The following is a 20,787-nucleotide window of genomic DNA, read 5'->3' as shown; positions in this document are numbered from 1 at the left end:
TAGCTGGCCGGTGTGACAAGACACCGGCCGGACACGCACGCGCCGACTAGTGGCCGCTGCCGCTTCCGACGCCGGTGGAGGCCTGCCGCGGTGCGTTACCGGCCGAGATCGGAACCTGGATGACCTTCTCGCCGGCCTCCTCGAAGGTGAACGTGAAGGCGTAGGTCAGGCCGTTGCTGATCGGTTCCGTCAACGCTACGACGGCCTCGGCGCCGTCGGCGTCCTCGGGTAGCGCCACCAGCTGGTCGATGCCGTCGGGAAGGCCGACCTCGAGCAGCCCGTTGGCGGGCACATCGGTGTTGCCGGAGAGCGTCACCGTGCCGACATCGGTGGTGATGTTCATCAGTCGGTCGTTGATGTAGGGCGACTGGTTGGTCGCATTGAACATCAGCTGCACATCGGTGCCCGGCTGCAACGCATCGGTGGCCTGGATCGCCTCGATGTGCACGTTGCGCAGCATGATGTGCTCGATGGTGCCCGCGTTGCCGTTGGTTGCCGGCTCCTGTGTGGCGACCTGCGAGACCTGACCGGCGCCACAGCCCACCAAGGCGGCGGCCGCAACTGTCGTCAGGCCCGCCGTCAGCAGAGACGTCCGGAAGGTCTTCTTGATGGGCTTGTCCATCGGTACTCGGAGCCTCCTGTTAGCGACCGCCACGATTCAACTATGGAGAGTAGTAGGTGTCTCGCAGCTCTGGTAGGTCGGGCGGTGTCCAAGGGTTGCCAGCACGGGGCAACAGTCACCGGCGACGGCTGCATTCGCGTGGGGAAAGCTGCTCGGAAATGGTGTCGGAGAGGTCCGGAACGGGCCCTGAAATGGCTGGAAATCGGGCCGCTCGTTGCATGGTTTCTAGTCGCTGTCAACCCCCATGGGTGGCTGTTGAAGCCCCTGACCTGCGGAGTTGGAACACACTCGACCACGGCCCGTGATACCCTGGAGTGGCGAAAGGGGCTCGAATCAAATGGATTTTAAGGTCGGAGACACCGTTGTCTATCCACATCACGGTGCTGCATTGATCGAGGCGATCGAAACCCGAACCATCAAGGGCGAGCAGAAAGAATATCTCGTTCTGAAGGTGGCGCAGGGCGATCTCACGGTTCGTGTTCCCGCTGACAATGCCGAGTACGTCGGTGTGCGTGATGTTGTTGGACAGGAGGGCCTGGACAAGGTCTTCCAGGTGCTACGGGCCCCTCACACCGAGGAGCCGACGAACTGGTCGCGTCGTTACAAGGCCAATCTCGAGAAGCTCGCCTCTGGCGACGTGAACAAGGTCGCAGAGGTTGTGCGTGACTTGTGGCGTCGTGATCAGGAGCGTGGTTTGTCCGCAGGCGAGAAGCGGATGCTTGCCAAGGCCCGCCAGATTCTTGTGGGTGAGCTCGCGTTGGCTGAGAACACCGATGACGCCAAGGCCGAGATCATCCTCGACGAGGTTCTGGCCGCCGCTTCCTGACGGCCGTGCGCACCGTAGCGATAGTGCCGGCAGCCGGTTCCGGTGAGCGGCTGGCGGCCGGCATGCCCAAGGCGTTTGTGCACCTGGGGGGCAGCACCCTCATCGAGCGTGCACTTGTCGGGTTGAAAGAGTCCGGGGTGGTCGACGCGGTTGTGGTGGCGGCTCCGCCGACCCGCACCGATGAAGCCTCACTGATCCTCGGTCTCCCCGATTTTCAAGTCACCGTGGTGGCCGGTGGTGCCGACCGCACCGAGTCGGTTCGTAATGCGCTGGATGCCGTCGGTGATGCCGACTACGTCCTGGTTCACGATGCCGCTCGGCCCCTGACACCCCCTGCCTTGATCGCGCGGGTGGTGGCGGCGCTCGAAGCGGGCAGCACCGCGGTGGTACCCGCGCTGCCGCTGGCCGACACCATCAAGGCGGTCGACGCCAATGGGGTGGTGCTCGGCACTCCGGAGCGCGCCGGTCTACGCGCGGTCCAGACCCCCCAGGGATTCACCACGGCGGTTCTGCGACGGGCCTACGGCCGGTCCACCTCGGATGTCAGCGGTTTCTTCACCGATGACGCGTCACTGGTGGAAAGCATCGGTGGACAGGTGCAGACCGTCGTGGGTGATCCGCTGGCTTTCAAGATCACCACCGCCATGGATCTGCTGCTGGCCGAGACCATGCTCGCTGCTTCGGAGCGGCCATGACGATCCCCAGGGTCGGCATCGGCACCGACGTCCACCCGATCGAACCGGGCCGCCCGTGCTGGCTACTTGGGTTGCAGTTCGCCGGCGCCGATGGCTGCGCCGGCCATTCCGACGGCGATGTTGCATCACACGCATTGTGTGATGCCCTGCTGTCCGCTGCCGGCCTGGGTGACCTGGGGTCGGTCTTCGGCGTCGACGATCCTCGCTGGGCCGGTGTCACCGGCGCTGACATGCTCCGGCACGTCAGCTCCCTGCTCACCGAACACGGTTTCCGGATCGGCAACGCCGCCGTGCAGGTGATCGGGAACCGGCCCAAGATAGGACCGCGTCGCGACGAGGCGCAGCTGCTGCTGTCCGGCCTGCTCGATGCACCGGTATCGGTGTCGGCGACCACGACCGACGGCCTGGGGCTGACGGGGCGTGGGGAGGGCCTGGCCGCGGTCGCGACCGCGCTGGTGTTGCCGATGGCGGTCGGGGCCTGAACGGCCCGGTAAGCTGGCACGTCGTGACCGAACGCGCGAGCTCGGCCGAAGGCCAGCAGGAAGGCCGGCGGGAAGCCCTGAGACTTCACGACACCATGACTGGTGCCGTGCGTGATTTTGTCCCGGTTCGCGACGGCCACGTCTCCATTTATCTGTGCGGTGCCACGGTGCAGGGGCTGCCGCATATCGGTCACGTGCGCAGCGGCGTCGCTTTCGACGTGCTGCGACGTTGGCTGATGGCCAAGGGTTACGACGTTGCGTTCGTGCGCAACGTCACCGACATCGACGACAAGATCCTCACCAAGGCCGCCGCTGCGGACCGGCCGTGGTGGGAGTGGGCTGCCACTCACGAGCGGGCGTTTTCGGCTGCCTATGACGCGTTGGGCGTACTGCCGCCGTCTGCCGAGCCGCGGGCAACCGGGCACATCACCCAGATCGTCGAGCTGATCGAGCGGCTGATCGAACGCGGGCACGCCTACGCCGGCGGCGGCGACGTCTACTTCGATGTGCGTAGCTGCTCGGATTACGGCGCCTTGTCCGGTCACCGTATCGACGACGTGCATCAGGGGGAGGGGGTGGCCACCGGCAAGCGCGATCAGCGGGACTTCACTTTGTGGAAGGGCGCCAAACCCGGAGAGCCGTCGTGGCCCACCCCGTGGGGGCGCGGCCGCCCCGGTTGGCATTCCGAATGTGTTGCGATGGCCCACGAGTACTTGGGTTCCGAATTCGATATCCATTGTGGCGGAATGGATTTGGTGTTTCCGCACCATGAGAACGAGATCGCGCAGGCCCGTGCGGCCGGCGACGAGTTCGCCCGGTTCTGGCTGCACAACGGCTGGGTCACGATGGGCGGCGAGAAGATGAGCAAGTCGCTGGGCAACGTGTTGTCCATTCCGGCTGTGCTGCAACGCGTCCGGCCTGCCGAACTGCGTTACTACCTCGGAAGCGCGCACTACCGTTCGATGCTCGAGTTCACCGAGATCGCATTGCAGGATGCGGTGAAGGCCTACACCGGTATCGAGGAGTTCCTCCATCGGGTGCGCACCCGCGTCGGTGCGGTGTCGCCGGGCACTTGGACCGAGAAGTTCGCTGCCGCCCTCGATGACGACCTGTCGGTGCCGATGGCGCTGGCAGAGGTGCACGCCGCCCGGGCCGAGGGCAACCGGGCACTCGACACCGGTGACCACGCCGGCGCCATGGCTGCCGCACAGTCGATCCGCGCCATGATGGGCATCCTGGGCTGTGATCCGCTCGACGAGCGGTGGGAGCTGCGCGACGAGACGTCGGCGGCACTGGCTGCGATCGATGTGCTGGTCAAGTGGGCGCTGGACGGCCGTGCCGAGGCCCGCGCCGCCCGCGACTGGGCTGCCGCCGACCAGATCCGGGATCGACTCAAAGAAGCGGGTATCGATGTCACCGACACCGCCGATGGACCACAGTGGTCACTGCTTGATGGAGATTCCAGATAATGGCCGGTAATTCGCAGCGCCGCGGCGCCATCCGCAAGGCCGGTACCAAAAAGGGCCCGACCGTCGGCTCGGGCGGTGTCCGCCGCCGTGGCCTGGAAGGACGCGGCGCCACCCCACCCGCGCATGAGCGGCCGCATCACCCCGCGGCCAAGCGCGCCAACAAGGCGGCCAAACAGCAGCAGGGCCGGCCCAAGAAGAAGACCGACGACACCGAGATCGTGCTGGGCCGCAACCCGGTGCTCGAATGCCTGCGTGCCGGGGTTCCCGCGACCGCGCTGTGGGTTGTGCTGGGGGCCGAAGCCGACGAGCGGCTCACCGAATCCGTCACCCGGGCCGCCGATATCGGGATCCCCATCCTCGAGGTGCCACGCACCGATCTGGATCGGTTGAGCACCAACGGTTTACACCAGGGCATTGCGCTGCAGGTACCGCCCTACATCTACGCGCATCCCGATGACATGTTGCGCTCCGCCACCAAGGACGTCCTGCCGGCGCTGTTGGTCGCCCTCGACAACATCACCGACCCGCGCAATCTCGGCGCGGTGGTTCGGTCGGTAGCTGCCTTCGGAGGCCACGGTGTGGTCATCCCACAGCGGCGGTCCGCCTCCGTCACCGCTGTCGCATGGCGCACCAGCGCGGGGGCTGCTGCCCGGCTGCCGGTGGCGCGAGCCACCAATCTCAACCGCACCCTGAAGGACTGGGCCGACGCCGGTCTGCAGATCATCGGCCTCGACGCCGAAGGCGACACCACGATCGACCAGCTCGACGCCAGCGGACCGCTGGTCGTTGTCGTCGGTTCGGAAGGAAAGGGTCTGTCGCGGTTGGTGCGTCAGCACTGCGATTCGATCGTCTCGATTCCGATGGCCGGCCCCACCGAGTCGCTGAACGCGTCGGTGGCCGCAGGTGTTGTGCTCGCCGAGATCGCCCGCCAGCGCCGCGGTTAGACGGCCGGCAGTCGGTGACACCTCACCACGGCACCCGGCCGGTGGGCTTCGATCTGCAGTCGCACCGTGGCGGGCGCGGCGAGACCACCGAGGAGTCGTTGCGGGCCTTCGCGAAATCGATCGAGCTCGGTGTCAGCACCCTCGAGCTGGACATCGTTGTCTCCGCCGATGGGCAACCGATGGTCTGGCACGACCCGGTGATCCAGGCCGACAAGTGTTCTGACACCGCTCCGGCTTTCCCCGGGGATCCGCAGTATCCGTATGTCGGCAAGCTGGTGGTCGATCTGACGGCGGCGCAACTGCGCACCCTGGACTGCGGCAGGCCGCTGCCGGGCTTCCCCGACGCCGAAGTGGTACACGGCAATCGGATTGCCACGTTGCCGGAGGTCTTTGCCCTCGTCGACGCCTACGGTGCGGACGTCCGGTTCAACATCGAGACCAAGGTGGAGGCCGACAAACCGGAGAAATCGGCGCCGCCGCAGCAGTTCGTCGACGTCATCCTGGCCTCGGTGCGGCCGGCGAACAAGGTCGCTGCCGTGGCGATCCAGAGCTTCGACTGGCGGACCCTGCCGATGGTACGGGCGGTCGAACCGTCGATCCCGTTGGTTGCGCTCTGGGACGACACCACCTGGGTGCCCGGGTCGCCGTGGCTGGCTGGGGTGGAACCCTCGGCCGCCGGTGATCCGATCGCCGGGGCAGAGGCGGTGGGAGCCGACATCGCCTCCCCGGACCACAAGTTGGTCGACGCGGCGCTGGTCGAACGGGCTCATGCGGCCGGTATGGCGGTGATTCCCTGGACTGTCAACGATGCCGAGACGATGCGCGTCCAGATCGCGATCGGTGTCGACGGCCTCATCACCGACTATCCGACCGTGCTCCGGCAGGTGATGGCTGATCTCGGGATGCCGCTGCCGCCCGGTTACCGGCGGCTCAGTTGATGCCCAGAAGCTGAACCCCGCCCCACAGCGCGACAACGGCCAGCACCAGCGTGACCGGCACCGTCAGCAATCCCAGCAGGCTGAATTCGACGGCATCGGTGGACGCGCCCCGACTGTTGAGAACACGGCGCCACAGCAGATTCGACAGCGATCCCACATAGGTCAGGTTGGGGCCGATGTTGACGCCGATCAGCACCGCCAGTATCGCGGCGGGCCCGCTGGCTGCGACCAGCGGCAGCAGCACCAGCACCGCGGGCAGATTGTTCACCAGGTTGGCCAGGACGGCGGCGATGGCGGCGATACCCAGCAGGGCGGCCAGGCCCGTCCCTCCCGGCAGCACCCGGCCCATCGCAGATTCCAGGCCGGACTGCATCACCGCCTGCACCACCACCCCCAGCGCCAGGACAAATGCCAGGAATGTGACGTTCGCCGAGCGGGCGATACCGGCCACCGAGATGTCCCGGCGCAACAGCGCGCGGCCGCCGAGCACCACCACACCCGCCAGCGCCGCGAATACCGGGTCGATGCCCAAGAACGAGGTGCCGGCGAACCCGGCCAGGGTCAATCCCAGCACCACCAGGACAAAAATCGGCAGTTCGGGTTTGTCCACCGGGTCGGCGTCGGCGACCGGGGCCAGGTCCTTGCGGAACACGAATCGCAGGATCACGTACTCCGCGGCGATCACCACCAGCCAGGGAACCGCCATCAACAGGGTGAACTGCACGAAGGACAGATCCATCATGGCGAATGCCAGGAGGTTCGTCAGATTCGACACCGGTAACAGCAGGGAGGCGGTGTTGGACAGGTGCGCCGTGGCGTAGGTGTGTGGCCGGGCCGGTAGCCGCAGCGCGGCAGCGGTGGCCAGCACCACCGGAGTCAGCAACACCACGGTGGCATCCAGGGACAGCACGGCGGTGGTGCCGGCGGCGACGAGGAACACCTGGCGCAGCAGTCGAGGTGGTGAACCGGCGCTGGCCCGGGCCATCAGGGCCCCGAATGCCTGGAACAGCCCCTCGGCATCGCACAGCTTCGCAAGCACCAGCACCGCAGCCAGGAACGCCACGACCGGTAGGAGCCGTTGGGCTTCGGCTATCGCATCGTCGACCGAAACCGCACCGATGACGATGAGCAGCAGCGCCGCAGGAACCGCGGCGGCGGCTTCCGGCCAGCCTCGTGGACGGGCGATGGCGAAGCCGAGGACCACCACCAGCAATGCCAGCGAAAAGATCAGGGTCACGGTCTGGCCCACGGGTCCGCGCGTTGCCAGGCCGTGGGCAGTAGCAGCGAGACCCCGTCGGCGTCGGCGAGGCGCTGTAGGACTCGTATCGAGGTGTCCAGGTCGTCGAGGGCAAAAGGTAATGCACGCAACGGTTTCGACAGCGGCCGGAAGAAGTCGTCCCAGTGCACGCCGATGACGGTCTGGGCGCCGACTGCTCGCACGGTGTGCTCCCAGTATTCGTGCAGGTAGGTCTCCGACAGCATGCCGAGGAGTCCGATGCCCAGATAGGCGATGTCGGCTTGGTGCCCGGCCAACGCCTCGGGTAGGTAGCCGGCAGTGCCCTGGATCAGCAGACGCCGATTTGTGGGGCGGTGCAGCAGCAACATCGACCAGGCTTCACCGCACCGATAGGCCGACACACGTGCCGGGGTGGCCAGCGGCGTGGTGATGACCCCGGGGAAACGGTCGGGTGGACAGTGGTGCGAGGCGACCAGGGTCAGTTCGAAGGGGCCGACGTCGAGAGGCGTCCCGGAGTCGGCGACGACGATCCGCTGGTCCGGCAGACCGTGACCACGGCCGATGTTGGCCGCTGACTCGCCGCCGATCAGCAGCGCGCCGGTGCGGTCGGCGACAAGTGCGCTGTCCAGCGCATGGTCGAAGTGGGTGTGTACCGGGATCACCGCGTCGAGGTGCCGGATCCCGGCCCGGGTCAGGCAACCTTCCACCCTGGGGACCGAGGGTTTGACCCGCGTGAGGGCCACCCGCGCCACGCTGGGCCGGGAGAAGTAGCCGTCGGTGAGTAGCGCCGAGGTGCCGTCGTCGACCAGCAATGTCGACACTCCCAGCCAGGTGACCGTCAACGGCGACTGTGCCGATGCGAGGGGCACCGCGAACTTTCCGGCGTGCCGCGAGATTTCGGGTCTGCCCGCACGCAATCGCACCAGACGACCTTACGGCCCGTGGGCCGGTGAGCGTACGGGGCCGGCGGTGGTGGCAGTCGGACGTCACCGATTATCCATTCCTGCGCGGCGGCACGGCGGGTACCGACCTGCTGGTCTCGGCGGCCAATGTCGCGAGCCTGGTGCTGCGGGAGAACGTTGTTGCGCTGACTGTGCTGTGGACCCCGCCTCGACGTTGGTGGCCGACGGGGCCGAGGTTCAGGTGCCATCGAGACGGTCGGGGTCGGTGACCTCGCGATCGTGCACGCGCAGGTCGAGGAGGCGCAGCGGCACCGGGCCCCGATCCAGACAGTGGGGGAGAACTTCTCCCGCCGCTTTGTCTCACCTGGAAGAAGCCGGCCTCTCGGGGGCAAAAGATCGTCGGTGTCGGCCGCGTCGCTGTCGGCGTCACTACGCTGAATCGTGCTGGTATGCAGTGAACTGGGGCGGCTCGACGCTAGCTGAACGGCGTCAACGTCAGTCCGGCAGTGTCGAGGCGGTCCCGGACCGCGGCGGCGATCGCCACGGCACCCGGTGAGTCCCCGTGTACGCACACCGATTCCACGTTGACGGCGATGATGGAGCCGTCGACGGCGGTGACCCGCCCGGTCTGGACCATGGTCAGGACGCGCTCGGCGATCTGGGTCGGGTCGTGGAGCACCGACCCTGGTTCGCGGCGGGACAGCAGATGGCCGTCGGGGGTGTAGGCGCGGTCGGCAAACGCCTCGGCGACGGTCCGCAGTCCCAGCCGCTGGGCCTCCTCGAAGAACACCGAGCCGGCCGGCCCGAGGACGGGCAGGTCTGGGTCCACCGCTGCCACCGCGGCGGCGACCGCACGCGCCTGTTCTCGGTGGGTGACGATCGTGTTGTACAGCGCACCATGCGGTTTCACGTAGCTCACCCGGGAGCCGGCGGCCTGGGCGAGCGCCTGGAGCCCGCCGATCTGGTACATCACGTCGGCGGTGAGGTCGGTGGGTTCCACGTCGATGAAGCGCCGCCCGAAGCCGGCGAGGTCGCGGTAGCTGACCTGTGCGCCGATCCGTACCCCGTCGGCGGCGGCGGCACGGCAGGTGCGGGCCAGCCGCGCCGGATCGCCGGCGTGAAAGCCGCAGGCGATATTCGCGCTGGTGACCACGGCGAGCATGGCGTTGTCGTCGCCGAGTTCCCAGATGCCGAAGCCCTCACCGAGGTCGGCGTTCAGATCGACTGAATCCACCTCATCAGGGTAGGCCCGGGGTGACAACGGAGCCGCGTTCGAGGTGCACACCACAGTGATAGCGGCGGGCCAGGTCCCGGTCGTGGGTGCTCACCACCACGGTGCATCCGGTGTCGACAAGCTCGTCGATGCCGGCGATGACCCGGTCCTTGGATGGGGCGTCCATGCCGGTGGTGGGCTCGTCGAGCGCCACGATCGGCGCCTGCTGCGCGAAGGCCTGTGCCACCAGTGCCCGTTGGCGTTGGCCGCCGGACAGTTCTCCGATGGGGCGCCGGCGCAGTTGATCGAGGCCGAGTGCGGTGATCCAGTGGTCGACGAGGTGGCGGTCGGCAGCCGTCATTCGTTTGAGGAGTCCCAGCCGGCGCCATCGCCCCATCGCCACCACCTCGGCCACCGTGATGGGGAAGTTCTCGCTGACCTGACTGTGCTGTGGCGCCAGCGCCACCTCCCGCGCGCCGCCGAGATCGATTCGGCCCTCCAGTGGCCGGAGTACGCCGGCGATCAATCCGAGCACCGTCGACTTCCCGGAGCCGTTGGCGCCGGTGATCACGGTTGCCGCGCCGGCTGGGATTCGCAGGCTGAAATCCGACAACACGCGAGTGTTGGTGTAACTGAACGACACTGATTCCAGAGTCACGGGGTTGGCCACATCATGCAGTCTAATTGATAATGGTTGTCATTACCGACTATGGTTCATGCTGTGCTCGGCTTGCTCACTGAACCCTTCCAATCCGATCTCGTCCGGCAGGCGTTGATCGCCGGTCTGATCGCCGCGATGATCTGCGCCGTCGTCGGCACCTGGGTGGTCCTGCGCGGTGCCGCGTTCCTGGGCGAGGCCATGGCCCACGGGGTGCTGCCCGGCGTTGCCCTGGCTTCGGCGCTCGGTGGCAACATCGTGTTGGGCGCGCTGGCGGCCGCATTGGCGATGGCCTACGGGGTCTCGGCTCTCGGCTCGTCGACTCGGCTGTCACCGGACACCAGCATCGGGCTGCTGCTTGTCGGCATGCTGGCCCTCGGTGTCATCGTGGTATCACACTCACGCAGTTACGCAACCGATCTGACGGCGCTGCTGTTCGGTGACGTCCTTGCCGCGACAGATGGTGACATCACCGGACTCGCTGCGACGCTTGTTGTCGTCGCGGTGGTGGCCTTTGTCGGCAGGCGCGCTTTTGTGGCCGCCACCTTCGATGTGCGTAAAGCGCAGACGCTCGATCTCCGGCCGTCCGTGGCGGTGGCCGCGCTGACCGTGCTGATCGCGGTGGCGATAGTGGCGTCCTTCCAGGTGGTCGGCACGCTGCTGATGTTGGGCCTGCTGGTGGCTCCGCCCGCGGCCGCATTGGTGTGGGCGCACAGCATTCCGCAGATCATGGTGGGCGCCGCCGCTGTCGGCGCGCTCGCAGTGGTGACGGGTTTGGTGGTGTCCTGGCATGTCGGGACCGCGGGCGGGGCCACCATCGCGATCACCGCAGTGGGGTTGTTCTTTGCCTCGCTGCTGGGCCGGGCCCTGTTCACCCGGTTCCGTGCACTGACGGCGGTGGCGGCAGCCGCCGTGACGGTGGTCGGTTGCGCCGGGGAGTCGCCGCCGGCCCCAGAGCCGCCGACGTCTGTTGTGGCCGCCGAACCGACTCCGCAGCCGGGTGTTCGCGAGCTTGCCGATGCACCCACCCGACTGGTGGTCGTCGACTCCAGCAGTGGTGCAACGGAAATCCTGGACGCTCTGGATGAGACAGGGGTGACTGTCGGCAAATTCGGGCCGGTGCGAGGCCTTGTCGGCGATGGTCGGTTCGGCTACTTGCTCGGCGAAAACGAGTTCACCGTGGTCGATTCCGGAGCCTGGACCTTCGGTCACGGTGATCACAACCACTACTACGCCACGTCACCATCGGTGCCCGGTGTCGTGGATGCAGACGCGCTGCTTGATCGAAAGTCATTGGAAGACGGACAGATCGTGGTGATTCCGGGCGTGCCGCGCGGGCGGGCCGCCATTGCTCACGGTGATGTGACAGTGGTGGCGACCGACGACGGGGAACTGCGGGCCGTCGGTCCCGACGGAACGGTGTCGGTGCTACCGGTGCGCTGTGAGATGGCCGCCGGCGCGGCGACCACCCGCAGTGCCGTGGTGATGTCCTGTCGAGACGGCGCTGTCCGAATAGCGGGTGGCAGCACGCCCGAGGTGACGAGCATTCCCTTCCCGGCCACCGAGCAGCCGGTACTGGGCGCGCTGAAGAATCGCGGGCGGGAGGGCACCTTGGTGGGTCACGACGGCGCCCGGGTCTGGGTACTGAACAGCACTGAGAAGACCTGGACGGCGGTGCCGGTGCCGGGCGTACTCGCGGCGAACTCCGCAGGCGACGGCCAGATCTTGGCGCTGACTCGCGATGGAGTGCTGCGGCTGCTCGATACGGCGACGGCCACCCAGACTGCTGAGCTGCCCCTGTTCGCGGCGGGGATGGATTCCGGTATCCCCGCGCCGGTGATCGAAGTGGACACCGATCGGGCCTATGTCAATGACGCTGCCGCCCAAGCGGTATACGAGATCGACTATCGAGATGGGCTGCGGCTGGCGCGCACGCTGCGGACCTCGGTGGCCCCGGATCTGATGGTCGAGACCGGGCGATGAGATTCTGCTGGGTTGCACTGCTGGTGCTGGTGCTGGTGGGTTGCGGCACGGATACCCGTCGCGATGGTGGTGAGCACATCGTCGTGACGACAAACATCTTGGGTGATGTCGTGAGCAATCTGGTGGGCGAGTCGGCCGATGTCACGGTGCTGATGAAGCGCAATGCCGATCCGCACTCCTTCGAACTGTCCGCTCAGCAGGCCGACGCCGTCTCCCGGGCCGAGCTCATCGTCTACAACGGCTTGGGGCTGGAAGAAGGCGTGCAGCACCACGTCGATGCCGCCGCGGGACGCGGGGTGGCGACTCTTGCGGTCGGCGATCGCATTGACGCCATCTCGTTCTCCGGTGGCGACACCGAGAATGCACCCGATCCGCATTTCTGGATGGACCCCGAACGAATGATCGCCGCGGTCGACGTCATCGAGGCGGCCTTGGTCGAGCGGCTACCCGGCGCAACCCGGATTCCGGCCAACGCGCAGGCCTATCGAGAACAGCTGCGTGAGCTGTCAGACCTGATGACACAACGTTTCTCAGAGATTCCGGAGGATCGGCGGGCACTGGTGACCAACCACCACGTGCTCGGCTACCTCGCCCGGCGGTACGGATTGACCGTCGTCGGTGCCGTCGTCCCCAGCGGGACGACGCTGGCCTCACCGGCGCCCTCGGACCTCGAAGCGCTGTCGGCGGCGATCCGGCAGACCGGGGTCAAGACGATCTTTGTCGACACCTCCCAGCCGGACCGGCTGGCTCGGGCGCTGGCGTCACAGTCGGGTGTCGATGTGGACGTGGTGTCGCTGTACAGCGAATCGCTCGACGAACCCGGCACTGCGGCCGGGACTTATCTCGACATGATGACCGCGAACACCGACACGATCATTGCCGGGCTCTCCGGCAACTGACGTCGGATCTCGCCACTATGCCTGCACCACAATCAGATAGGAGAAAACATGTCCGAACGTAATCAGGTGGCACTTGTCTCGGGGGCGGTGTTGACCGCGCTGGTGCTGGCCGGCTGTGGCGGCGGAGCCGCCGAGGATTCCCAGACTCCTGCCGCCGGTTCTGCGGCACCGGGGGCGCCTGCCGAGCTCACCGTCACCGAACCGCTGGTGGTGACGTACGACGGAGGGGTCGCGGTTCTCGACGGCGAGACCCTCGAACTCAAGAACGAGATTCCGATGGACGGATTTCTGAGGGTGAATCCGGCAGGCGACGACAGCCACGTGCTGATCTCGACCGGTGACGGTTTCCAGGCGCTCAACGCCACCACCGGCCGGCTCACCGATGTCACGTTCCCGGCCGCGGAACCCGGTCATGTGGTGGTCCACGGTGAAACCACCGCGCTGTTCGCCGACGGTACCGGCGAAGTCACGATCTTCGACGCTCACGAGCTGAGTGACGGTGTGCCGCAGACCGAAAAGTTCAACACTCCGACGGCCCACCATGGGGTGGCCGTGGTGCTCGACGACGGCACCCGGGTGGTCAGCGAGGGTACCGAAGATGGCCGCACCGGCGCCGTCGCCCTGGCCGCCGGCGGCACGGAGATCGCCGCCAGTGACCAGTGTCCCGGCCTGCACGGTGAGACGGTTGTCGCCGACGAGGCAGTTGTCTTCGGTTGCGAGAACGGGCCTTTGGTCTACCGGGCGGGCGTCTTCACCAAGATCCCGAGCCCGGACGCGTACGGCCGCACCGGCAACCTGAAGGGCAGCGCCGACTCGCCGATTGCACTAGGGGACTACAAGACCGACCCGGACGCCGAGCTCGAGCGGCCCAATCAATTCGCGCTGATCGACACCACCTCCAACCAGCTTCGGCTGGTGTCGCTCCCGGCCGGCGTCAGCTACTCGTTCCGGTCCCTGGCAAGGGGTCCGCACGCCGAGGCGCTGATGCTCGGTACCGACGGCAGACTTTACGTGGTCGATCCTGCTACAGCCGAATTCGTTCGCAGCATCGACGTGGTGGGGCCGTGGACCGAACCCGACGAATGGCAGCAGCCGAGGCCCACGGTGTTCACCCGCGGTCATGATGTCTACGTCACCGATCCGGCGTCCAACGAGATCAAGTTGGTGGATGTCGAGACCGGCGAGGTCACCGAGACCGCAACCCTGCCCAACACCCCCAACGAGATCAGTGGCCCAGCCGGTCACGAGCACTGAGTCGACACTCGGGAGTGAACTGAATCAGTGCGAGTGGCCTTGTGTCACACCCCATTCGGGCAGCGGATCGGGGTAGCTGGCCCACACGGACCGGCCTTGGGTCAGTTCGTCGTCGGTCAGGAGCGCAGCTTGCAACATGGTGTGGACGGCACCGCGGTCGAGCCGGATTCCGATCAGGACAACCTCCTGGCCCGGCTCGATCTCGGTGTGCGACCAATACTGGGCCGGTTCGATGACCAGGTTCGGCCCGGCCTGCGACCAGATTGCCGCGATGTCCGGACGGCTGGCGATCCAGCAGAATCCCTTGCTGCGCAGCACACCTCGTAACTCGCCGAGCGTCTCGCCCAGTCGCTGAGGATGAAACGGGCGGTCGGCGCGAAAAGTCATCGAGCTGATTCCGTACTCCTCGGTCTCGGGGGAGTGGCCACCCGCGATCTCCTCGTCCCAGCCGGGCGATTCGGCTGCTGCAATGGGGTCGTATCGCCCGGTCGAGAGCACCTTGGGCAGGTCGACGATGCCGTGGTCGGTGCGGACGATCTCGGCGCGGGGGTTGAGCCGGCGCAGTACCGTCTCGACGGCGCCGAGGTGGGCCGGGCCCACCAGATCGGTCTTGTTGAGCAGGATGACGTCGGCGAACTCCACCTGGTCGACCAGCAGATCGGAGATGCTGCGGGAGTCGCCTTCGCCGGCGCTCATATCCCGTTCTTGCAGTGTCTGCCCCTTCGCGACCTCAGGCAGGAAGGTCGATGCGTCGACCACCGTGACCATGGTGTCCAGCTTCGCCAGATCGCCGAGCCGGAAGCCGTCCTCGAACTCCCACTCGAATGTCGCAGCGACGGGCATGGGCTCGGAGATGCCGGTGGACTCGATGACCAGGTGGTCGAACCGGTGCTGCCGCGCCAGCGTGCCCACCGCTTCGATGAGGTCTTCCCGGAGGGTGCAGCAGATACAGCCGTTGGTGAGTTCGACGAGCTTTTCCTGGGTGCGATCAAGATGGCCCTGACCGGCCACCAGTGCGGCGTCGATGTTCACCTCGCTCATGTCGTTGACGATGACGGCCACCCGGCGGTCCTCCCGGTTGGCCAGGATGTGGTTGAGCAGCGTCGTCTTGCCGGCACCCAGGAAGCCGGAGAGGACGGTGACGGGCAGGGGGGATCGAGTCATGCTGTTAATGGTAATGATTTCTAATAACGGAATCCGAGTTGGGTTCGTATTGATGCAAATGGTTATCATTACCGCCCATGGGAGTCTCGAAGTTCCGCACGCTCACCCTCTGCACTGCGCTGGCGACGCCGCTGGTCCTCGTGGCCTGTTCCAGCGGGCAAGGTGGGTCCCCGTCCTCCACCTCGGCCAGGGAAATGGCGAGCAGTTGTCCGGTGACCCCGGTCGAGGTTGTCGTCAGCGTCGACCAGTGGGGCGACATCGTCTCCGAGCTGGGTGGTGACTGCGCCCGGGTCACCACGGTGCTGGCTTCGTCGTCGGTGGATCCACACGACTACGAACCGGCCCCGTCGGATGCGGCGACCTTCGAGGGAGCGCAGCTGATTGTCGTCAACGGCGGCCACTACGACGAATGGGCCACCAAGCTGGCTGCCACCTCGGCGCCCAACGCCCCCGTCGTCGACGCGCTCGCAGCTGCCGGGACACCCGAAGACGAGCACGGCGCGGACGACCACAGCCCCGACGAGCACGGCGCCGACGAGCACGACCACGACGGCCACGACCACGACGGCGGGACCAACCCCCACGCCTGGTACAGCCCGACGGCTGTCACCGCGGTCGCCGATGCCGTCACGGCTCGACTCAGTGCGCTCGCCCCCGACGTCGCCGACTACTTCGATCAGCGGCACACTGCCTTCGAGAGCTCGCTTCAGCCGTATTTCAGCACCATCGACGCCATCAAGTCGGGCTCGGCCGGCAAGAGCTACGCAGCCACCGAGAGTGTCTTCGACGACATGGCCGCCGCCGTCGGGCTGACCAACCGGACACCGGTGGGATTCCAGGCCTCGAGTGCCAACGAAACCGACCCGTCGCCCGCCGACCTCGACGCGTTCCTGCGATTGCTCGGGGACAAGGAGGTCGACGTCTTGATCTACAACACGCAGACCGAAGGCTCGGTGCCGCAACAGCTACGCGCGGCGGCCGAGTCCGCGGGCATCCCGGTGGTCGAGGTCACCGAAACGGTGGCGCCGGGCACTGATTCGTTCGAGGCTTGGCAGGTGCAACAACTCGACTCGCTGGCCGAGGCGCTCGGTGTCAGGATCTGATCCGGCACCCGGCGCCCCGGCGGCTGCGCTGTCCTTCGATGACGTCAGCGTGGTGCGCGGTGGCCGACTGATCTGGTCGGAGGGCACCTTCGAGGTGCCCATCGGTGGCATCACCGCGGTCATCGGTTCCAATGGGTCGGGCAAGACCACGCTGCTCCAGGTGGTGCTCGGTCTGATCCGGGTGGCCTCGGGCACGGTCAGGGTGCTCGACCGGCCGCCCGGGCAGGCCACCGACCTGATCGGCTACGTCCCCCAGCACTATGCGGCGGCCGCCGGTAACACGATCCGCGCTTCGGACGCGGTCCTGCTGGGTCTCATCGGGAACCGTTGGGGTTTTGCCCGCCCGACCGCCGATCAGCGGCGCCGGGTGTCGGAGACGCTGGCGGCCGTCGGCGCGTCGGAGTTCGCCGGCCGCAGGCTCTCGGAGCTCTCCGGCGGGCAACGGCAACGGGTGGCGATCGCCGAGGCCCTGGTCAGCCAACCCCAGCTGCTGATCCTCGACGAACCCCTGGCGGCCATCGATCTGCGTAACCAGCGTGAGATCGTCACGCTTCTCGGTCGGATCCGCGACGAGTTCGGAGTGAGCATCTTGGTGGTCGCCCACGACCTCAACCCGTTGCTCGGCGTCCTGGACAGCGCGATCTATCTTCTGGACGGCCACGCTCATTTCGACGTGATGGGTGAAGTGGTCGATGAGAAACTCCTCAGCCACCTCTACGGGACGTCGATCCAAGTGGTGCACACCCCGCAGGGTGACCTGTACATGAGGAGCGTGTAGTGACCACCGAGTTGATCGCGCTTGGCTACCAAGAGAACTGGTGGCAGATCCTCACATCGGCCTTCATGCGAAACGCCCTCGTCGGAGGAACGCTGGTGGCGCTGGCCGCCGGTCTGATCGGCTACTTCATCGTGGTCCGCAACACCGCTTTTGCTGCGCACGCGTTGGCGCACATCGGGTTTCCGGGCGCCACCGGCGCGGTGCTGCTGGGAGTTCCGGTGACCCTGGGGCTGGGGGTGTTCTGTATCGGCGGCGCCCTCGTCATCGGGGCGCTGGGCAAAAAAGCCGAAGACCGTGAGATCGCCACCGGGACGGTTCTGGCCGCGGCCACCGGACTCGGGCTGTTCTTCAGTTCGCAGGCCACCAAGAGCAGCAGCACCGTCACCAACGTGCTGTTCGGGAATCTGCTCGCGGTGACCCACGACCAGTTGCTGATCTTTGCGGTCCTGGTTGCGGTTCTGGCGGTCACCATCGCGGCGATCTTCCGGCCGTTGCTGTTCGCCTCGGTCAACACCGACGTCGCCGAGGCCAAAGGGGTGCCGGTTCGGGCCCTGTCGATGGTGTTCATGGCGCTGCTGGGACTGGCCGTCACCATGGCTGTGCAGGCGGTGGGCACGCTGCTGTTGTTCGCCTTGGTGGTCACCCCGGCCGCCACCGCGATCATGCTCACGGCGCGTCCTGTCGTGGCGATGCTGGTGTCGACGGCTCTGTCGGTGGCTGCGGTCTGGGTGGGCCTGGTGATGTCATCGGTGTTCGATCTGCCCCCGAGCTTTGTCATCGTCACGATCGTGTGCCTGGTCTGGTTGGCGGTATGGGGGATGGCGCAGCGACCCGGATCGGTGGCCAAAGCCGGAGTCTGACGGCGCATCGGCTAACGTCACAGAGCATGCCGAGAAGCCCCGCCCCGCGTCGGCGGGCCACTTTGGCCTCACTCGCCGCCGAACTCAAGGTGTCTCGGACCACCATCTCGAATGCCTACAACCGGCCCGATCAGTTGTCCGCCGATCTGCGGGAGCGGGTGTTCGCCACCGCCAAACGGTTGGGTTACGCCGGCCCGGACCCGGTGGCGCGGTCGCTGCGCACCCGCAAGGCCGGAGCGGTGGGGTTGGTGATCACCGAGCCGCTGACCTATTCGTTCTCCGACCCGGCCGCACTGAACTTTGTGGCCGGGCTGGCCGAATCCTGCGAAGAGGTGGGGCAGGGCCTGCTGCTGGTTGCCGTGAGTCCCGGCCGCGATGTGGCAGAGGGATCCAGCGCGGTGTTGTCGGCGGGAGTCGACGGCTTCGTGGTGTATTCCGCTGCCGAGGATGATCCTTACCTGCGTTCGGTGCTGGACCGTCGGCTTCCGGTGGTGCTCGTCGACCAGCCGCGCGACATCCCTGGCACGTCGCTGGTGTGCATCGACGACCGAGCCGCCATGCGGGAGATCACCGAGTACGTGATCGGTCTCGGGCACCGCGAGATCGGGTTGCTCACCATGCGGTTGGGACTGCAGCCGGCCGAGGGCGGATCGCCCACGGTCGCCAGCCCGGACCGGTTGGACTCCAAGCTCTTCCATGGGCAGAGTGAACGCATCGGCGGTGTCCGCGATGCGATGGCCGCTGCCGGTCTGGACCCGGCCGACCTGATAATCGTGGAGAGCTTCGAACACGGGCCCACCTCAGGCGGTGCCGCCGCCGAACTGGCGCTGACGGTCAACCCGCGGATCACCGCGCTGATGTGCACCGCAGACGTGCTGGCGCTGTCGGCGATGGATCACCTGCGGGCCCGGGGCATCTACGTGCCCGGACAGATCACGGTGACCGGGTTCGACGGGATCCCGGAGGCCATCAAGCGGGGTTTGGCCACGGTGGCGCAGCCGAGTCTGGAGAAGGGCCGGCGGGCAGGCTCCTTGCTGCACAGCCCGCCGCGCGACGGGCTACCGGTGATCGACGTGCTTCCCACAGAGCTGATCCGCGGCCGCACCGTCGGACCGCCCGGCTAACGTCGCTGTTCCACCAGGATCTGCAGCGCCTCGGCTACCTCGTCGGGTGATGAGATCCGGTATGCCGCGGCGGTATCGCCCGGACCGACCTTCACGCCCAGGTCCGTAGCGTGCAGCCTGAGGAAGGCCTTCTCGTCGGTGACATCGTCGCCGAAGAACACCACGGCGTCGGCGTTGTCGCGCCGGCGCAGGATGTCGATCGCTTCACCTTTGTCGGTGGTGATCACCGCAAATTCGAGGACCGCTTTGCCTTCGGTGACGTGGGCGTCCCAGCCCGCCGATCGGGTCCGGACGGCATCGAGGGCGGCATCGGCGTCGGCCGGTGTGGCATTGCGGACGTGTAGTGCCACACTGGCCGGTTTCGGCTCGACGGTGACGCCCGGATAGCGGTTGGCGATCACCGTCAACTCGTCGACGATCGTTTGCAGCAGTGCGCTGTCGATCTCGTGGGCGAATCCGGTGTCGAACTCGGCGCCGTGGCTGCCGACCAGGTTCACCGCACCGACGAGTCCGGACAGCGTCTCCAGGTCGGCCAGGGCACGTCCCGAGATCAGGGCCGCCGATGTGGCCGGCAGCTGGGCCAGGGTCCGCAGTGCTTCTGCGGCGGCCGCCACCGGACGGGCATCGGCGGGGTGGTTCACGATCGGTGCCACGGTGCCATCGAAATCCGAGGTGACCAGTAGCACCGGGACCTGCGCCACCTGGCGCAGAGCGGTCAGGACGTCTTCCGGGAGGCTCACCCGTCAGATCTTAGGGGTGAGGCCCCTTTAGATCTTGGAGTCTTCCTCGCTGCCGATCAGTAGGCGCACCGCCAGATCCAGGCGTTTGCTCACATCGGTGGCGGAGGCTCGCCGGGTCAGCCAGGCGAGCAGGTTGGACAGCCACACATCGGAGATCACGCGGGCGATGTGGAACTGGTCTTCGCTGGGATTGCCGTCGGCGATCGCGCGGGCGAACATCGAGTCGATGATCTTCTCGACGTGATCAACCTCACCGGCGGCCGAGGCATCGGCGAACACGTACGCCCGCGTCATCGCCTCGGTCAGCAGCGGGTTGCGCTGCATCGCCCGGTTGAGCTTGCTCACCATGAAGTTCAGTCGTTCGTACGGGCTGCTGCCCGCGACCGGGCTGCGATCGGTCTTTGCGTCGATTCGCTCGAACTCCCGGCCCAGGGCGGACACCAGCAGGTGAACCTTGGAGGGGAAGTAGCGGTACAGCGTGCCGACGGCCACATCGGCACGATCGGCCACGGCGCGCATCTGGACGGCCTCGTAGCCCCCTTTGGAAGCGATGGCCATCGTGGCGTCGAGGATGCGTTTACGACGCTCGCGCTGAGCTTCGGATCCGAGTTCGGATTCGGCGAGGACTGCCACGGTGGTTACCTCACGCGGTTGTGCCGCGGACCTCTGGTCCGGCTTGCTTTGTGCTGACATAGGCGCCTGGGACATGCGGCCGGCAGCTCCTTCTTCTCACGGACCGAACCAAACGATACGCATCGCGGACCTGAATATCTCACCTCCGGGCCCTCGAGACTTCCGTGAGTGTCGCCTGTGTACTGCTGTGGCGGCGGTCGACTTGACGGTCGATCACTGTCACTATTAGAACACGTTCTAGTGGGTCGCATCGGCCTTCTGAC

At 66.8% G+C, this 20,787-nt stretch carries 21 protein-coding genes and 1 pseudogene; 14 read left to right on the top strand and 8 right to left on the bottom strand.

The genetic code is table 11. The features are described 5' to 3' along the window. Positions 1 to 46 precede the first annotated feature (46 nt). On the bottom strand, positions 47 to 622 hold the full coding sequence (locus WBB07_RS28190) for a copper chaperone PCu(A)C domain-containing protein (RefSeq protein ID WP_526312825.1): 576 nt from the start codon (positions 620 to 622) through the stop codon (positions 47 to 49). A 337-nt stretch (positions 623 to 959) separates the two neighbouring features. Between WBB07_RS28190 and carD the strand changes: the two genes are divergently transcribed. From carD to WBB07_RS28160, 6 genes are read left to right on the top strand one after another with little or no spacing between them, the layout of a single operon-like run. Continuing rightward, on the top strand, positions 960 to 1,448 hold the full coding sequence (gene carD, locus WBB07_RS28185) for an RNA polymerase-binding transcription factor CarD (protein ID WP_526312862.1): 489 nt from the start codon (positions 960 to 962) through the stop codon (positions 1,446 to 1,448). Positions 1,449 to 1,453: 5 nt separating this feature from the next. Next, a complete protein-coding gene (gene ispD / locus WBB07_RS28180; protein WP_526312823.1) occupies positions 1,454 to 2,143 on the top strand; it encodes a 2-C-methyl-D-erythritol 4-phosphate cytidylyltransferase in 690 nt (229 codons plus the stop codon). Continuing rightward, a complete protein-coding gene (gene ispF, locus WBB07_RS28175; protein WP_526312821.1) occupies positions 2,140 to 2,625 on the top strand; it encodes a 2-C-methyl-D-erythritol 2,4-cyclodiphosphate synthase in 486 nt (161 codons plus the stop codon). Before ispD ends, ispF begins: the two co-directional genes overlap by 4 nt. 23 nt (positions 2,626 to 2,648) lie before the next feature. Further along, a complete protein-coding gene (gene cysS, locus WBB07_RS28170; protein WP_526312819.1) occupies positions 2,649 to 4,094 on the top strand; it encodes a cysteine--tRNA ligase in 1,446 nt (481 codons plus the stop codon). Then, positions 4,094 to 5,038, top strand: coding sequence for a 23S rRNA (guanosine(2251)-2'-O)-methyltransferase RlmB (rlmB, locus tag WBB07_RS28165; protein ID WP_526312817.1), 945 nt, complete (start codon positions 4,094 to 4,096; stop codon positions 5,036 to 5,038). Before cysS ends, rlmB begins: the two co-directional genes overlap by 1 nt. A gap of 14 nt (positions 5,039 to 5,052) precedes the next feature. Next, on the top strand, positions 5,053 to 5,976 hold the full coding sequence (locus tag WBB07_RS28160) for a glycerophosphodiester phosphodiesterase (RefSeq protein WP_526312815.1): 924 nt from the start codon (positions 5,053 to 5,055) through the stop codon (positions 5,974 to 5,976). Here WBB07_RS28160 and WBB07_RS28155 read toward each other — a convergent pair. Next, a complete protein-coding gene (locus tag WBB07_RS28155) occupies positions 5,969 to 7,213 on the bottom strand; it encodes an SLC13 family permease (RefSeq protein ID WP_526312860.1) in 1,245 nt (414 codons plus the stop codon). The two genes, WBB07_RS28160 and WBB07_RS28155, sit on opposite strands and share 8 nt — an antisense overlap. Beyond that, a complete protein-coding gene (locus tag WBB07_RS28150) occupies positions 7,210 to 8,136 on the bottom strand; it encodes an MBL fold metallo-hydrolase (protein WP_526312813.1) in 927 nt (308 codons plus the stop codon). Before WBB07_RS28150 ends, WBB07_RS28155 begins: the two co-directional genes overlap by 4 nt. Before the next feature lie 71 nt (positions 8,137 to 8,207). Here WBB07_RS28150 and WBB07_RS28145 point away from each other — a divergent pair. After that, a pseudogene (locus WBB07_RS28145) lies at positions 8,208 to 8,475 on the top strand (hypothetical protein); the annotation flags it as partial. 115 nt (positions 8,476 to 8,590) lie between these two features. Here the strand turns inward: WBB07_RS28145 and WBB07_RS28140 are convergent. Both WBB07_RS28140 and aztA read right to left on the bottom strand, forming a co-directional pair. Continuing rightward, positions 8,591 to 9,349: a LamB/YcsF family protein gene (locus tag WBB07_RS28140; RefSeq protein ID WP_526312811.1), complete on the bottom strand. Its 759-nt coding sequence runs from the start codon at positions 9,347 to 9,349 to the stop codon at positions 8,591 to 8,593. 4 nt (positions 9,350 to 9,353) lie between these two features. After that, a complete protein-coding gene (aztA, locus tag WBB07_RS28135) occupies positions 9,354 to 9,998 on the bottom strand; it encodes a zinc ABC transporter ATP-binding protein AztA (protein WP_526312809.1) in 645 nt (214 codons plus the stop codon). Positions 9,999 to 10,049: 51 nt separating this feature from the next. Between aztA and aztB the strand changes: the two genes are divergently transcribed. From aztB to aztD, 3 genes are read left to right on the top strand one after another with little or no spacing between them, the layout of a single operon-like run. Next, a complete protein-coding gene (gene aztB, locus WBB07_RS28130) occupies positions 10,050 to 11,969 on the top strand; it encodes a zinc ABC transporter permease AztB (RefSeq protein ID WP_526312807.1) in 1,920 nt (639 codons plus the stop codon). Further along, positions 11,966 to 12,868, top strand: coding sequence for a metal ABC transporter solute-binding protein, Zn/Mn family (locus tag WBB07_RS28125; protein WP_526312805.1), 903 nt, complete (start codon positions 11,966 to 11,968; stop codon positions 12,866 to 12,868). The genes aztB and WBB07_RS28125 overlap by 4 nt, the downstream gene beginning before the upstream one ends. A 48-nt stretch (positions 12,869 to 12,916) precedes the next feature. Then, on the top strand, positions 12,917 to 14,122 hold the full coding sequence (gene aztD / locus WBB07_RS28120; RefSeq protein WP_526312803.1) for a zinc metallochaperone AztD: 1,206 nt from the start codon (positions 12,917 to 12,919) through the stop codon (positions 14,120 to 14,122). A 24-nt stretch (positions 14,123 to 14,146) separates the two neighbouring features. Here the strand turns inward: aztD and WBB07_RS28115 are convergent, their stop codons facing one another. Beyond that, positions 14,147 to 15,286, bottom strand: coding sequence for a GTP-binding protein (locus tag WBB07_RS28115; protein WP_526312801.1), 1,140 nt, complete (start codon positions 15,284 to 15,286; stop codon positions 14,147 to 14,149). A gap of 77 nt (positions 15,287 to 15,363) precedes the next feature. On the opposite strand from WBB07_RS28115, the gene WBB07_RS28110 reads away from it, so the two are divergent. Genes WBB07_RS28110 through WBB07_RS28095 form a run of 4 tightly spaced genes read left to right on the top strand, consistent with a single transcriptional unit; the run spans position 15,364 to position 19,151 of the window. Further along, a complete protein-coding gene (locus tag WBB07_RS28110) occupies positions 15,364 to 16,389 on the top strand; it encodes a metal ABC transporter solute-binding protein, Zn/Mn family (protein WP_526312799.1) in 1,026 nt (341 codons plus the stop codon). Further along, entirely contained in the window at positions 16,376 to 17,167 is a 792-nt protein-coding gene (locus WBB07_RS28105; RefSeq protein ID WP_526312797.1) for a metal ABC transporter ATP-binding protein, read from the top strand. Before WBB07_RS28110 ends, WBB07_RS28105 begins: the two co-directional genes overlap by 14 nt. Beyond that, positions 17,167 to 18,027, top strand: coding sequence for a metal ABC transporter permease (locus WBB07_RS28100; RefSeq protein ID WP_526312795.1), 861 nt, complete (start codon positions 17,167 to 17,169; stop codon positions 18,025 to 18,027). The genes WBB07_RS28105 and WBB07_RS28100 overlap by 1 nt, the downstream gene beginning before the upstream one ends. A 26-nt stretch (positions 18,028 to 18,053) precedes the next feature. Then, positions 18,054 to 19,151, top strand: coding sequence for an Rv3575c family transcriptional regulator (locus WBB07_RS28095; protein ID WP_526312793.1), 1,098 nt, complete (start codon positions 18,054 to 18,056; stop codon positions 19,149 to 19,151). Here WBB07_RS28095 and otsB read toward each other — a convergent pair. After that, positions 19,148 to 19,891 carry a trehalose-phosphatase gene (gene otsB / locus WBB07_RS28090; RefSeq protein WP_526312791.1) on the bottom strand — a complete coding sequence of 248 codons (744 nt, stop codon included), beginning with the start codon at positions 19,889 to 19,891 and terminating at the stop codon, positions 19,148 to 19,150. The genes WBB07_RS28095 and otsB overlap by 4 nt on opposite strands. 27 nt (positions 19,892 to 19,918) lie before the next feature. Further along, positions 19,919 to 20,524, bottom strand: a complete 606-nt coding sequence (kstR, locus tag WBB07_RS28085) for a cholesterol catabolism transcriptional regulator KstR (protein WP_526312789.1) — start codon at positions 20,522 to 20,524, stop codon at positions 19,919 to 19,921. Between the last annotated feature and the right edge of the window lie 263 nt (positions 20,525 to 20,787).

This window comes from Mycobacterium sp., from assembly GCF_049647605.1.
GTDB lineage: Bacteria > Actinomycetota > Actinomycetes > Mycobacteriales > Mycobacteriaceae > Mycobacterium.
The sequence above is the reverse complement of the archived record's forward strand: the minus strand, read 5'-3'. Positions and strand labels throughout refer to the sequence as shown.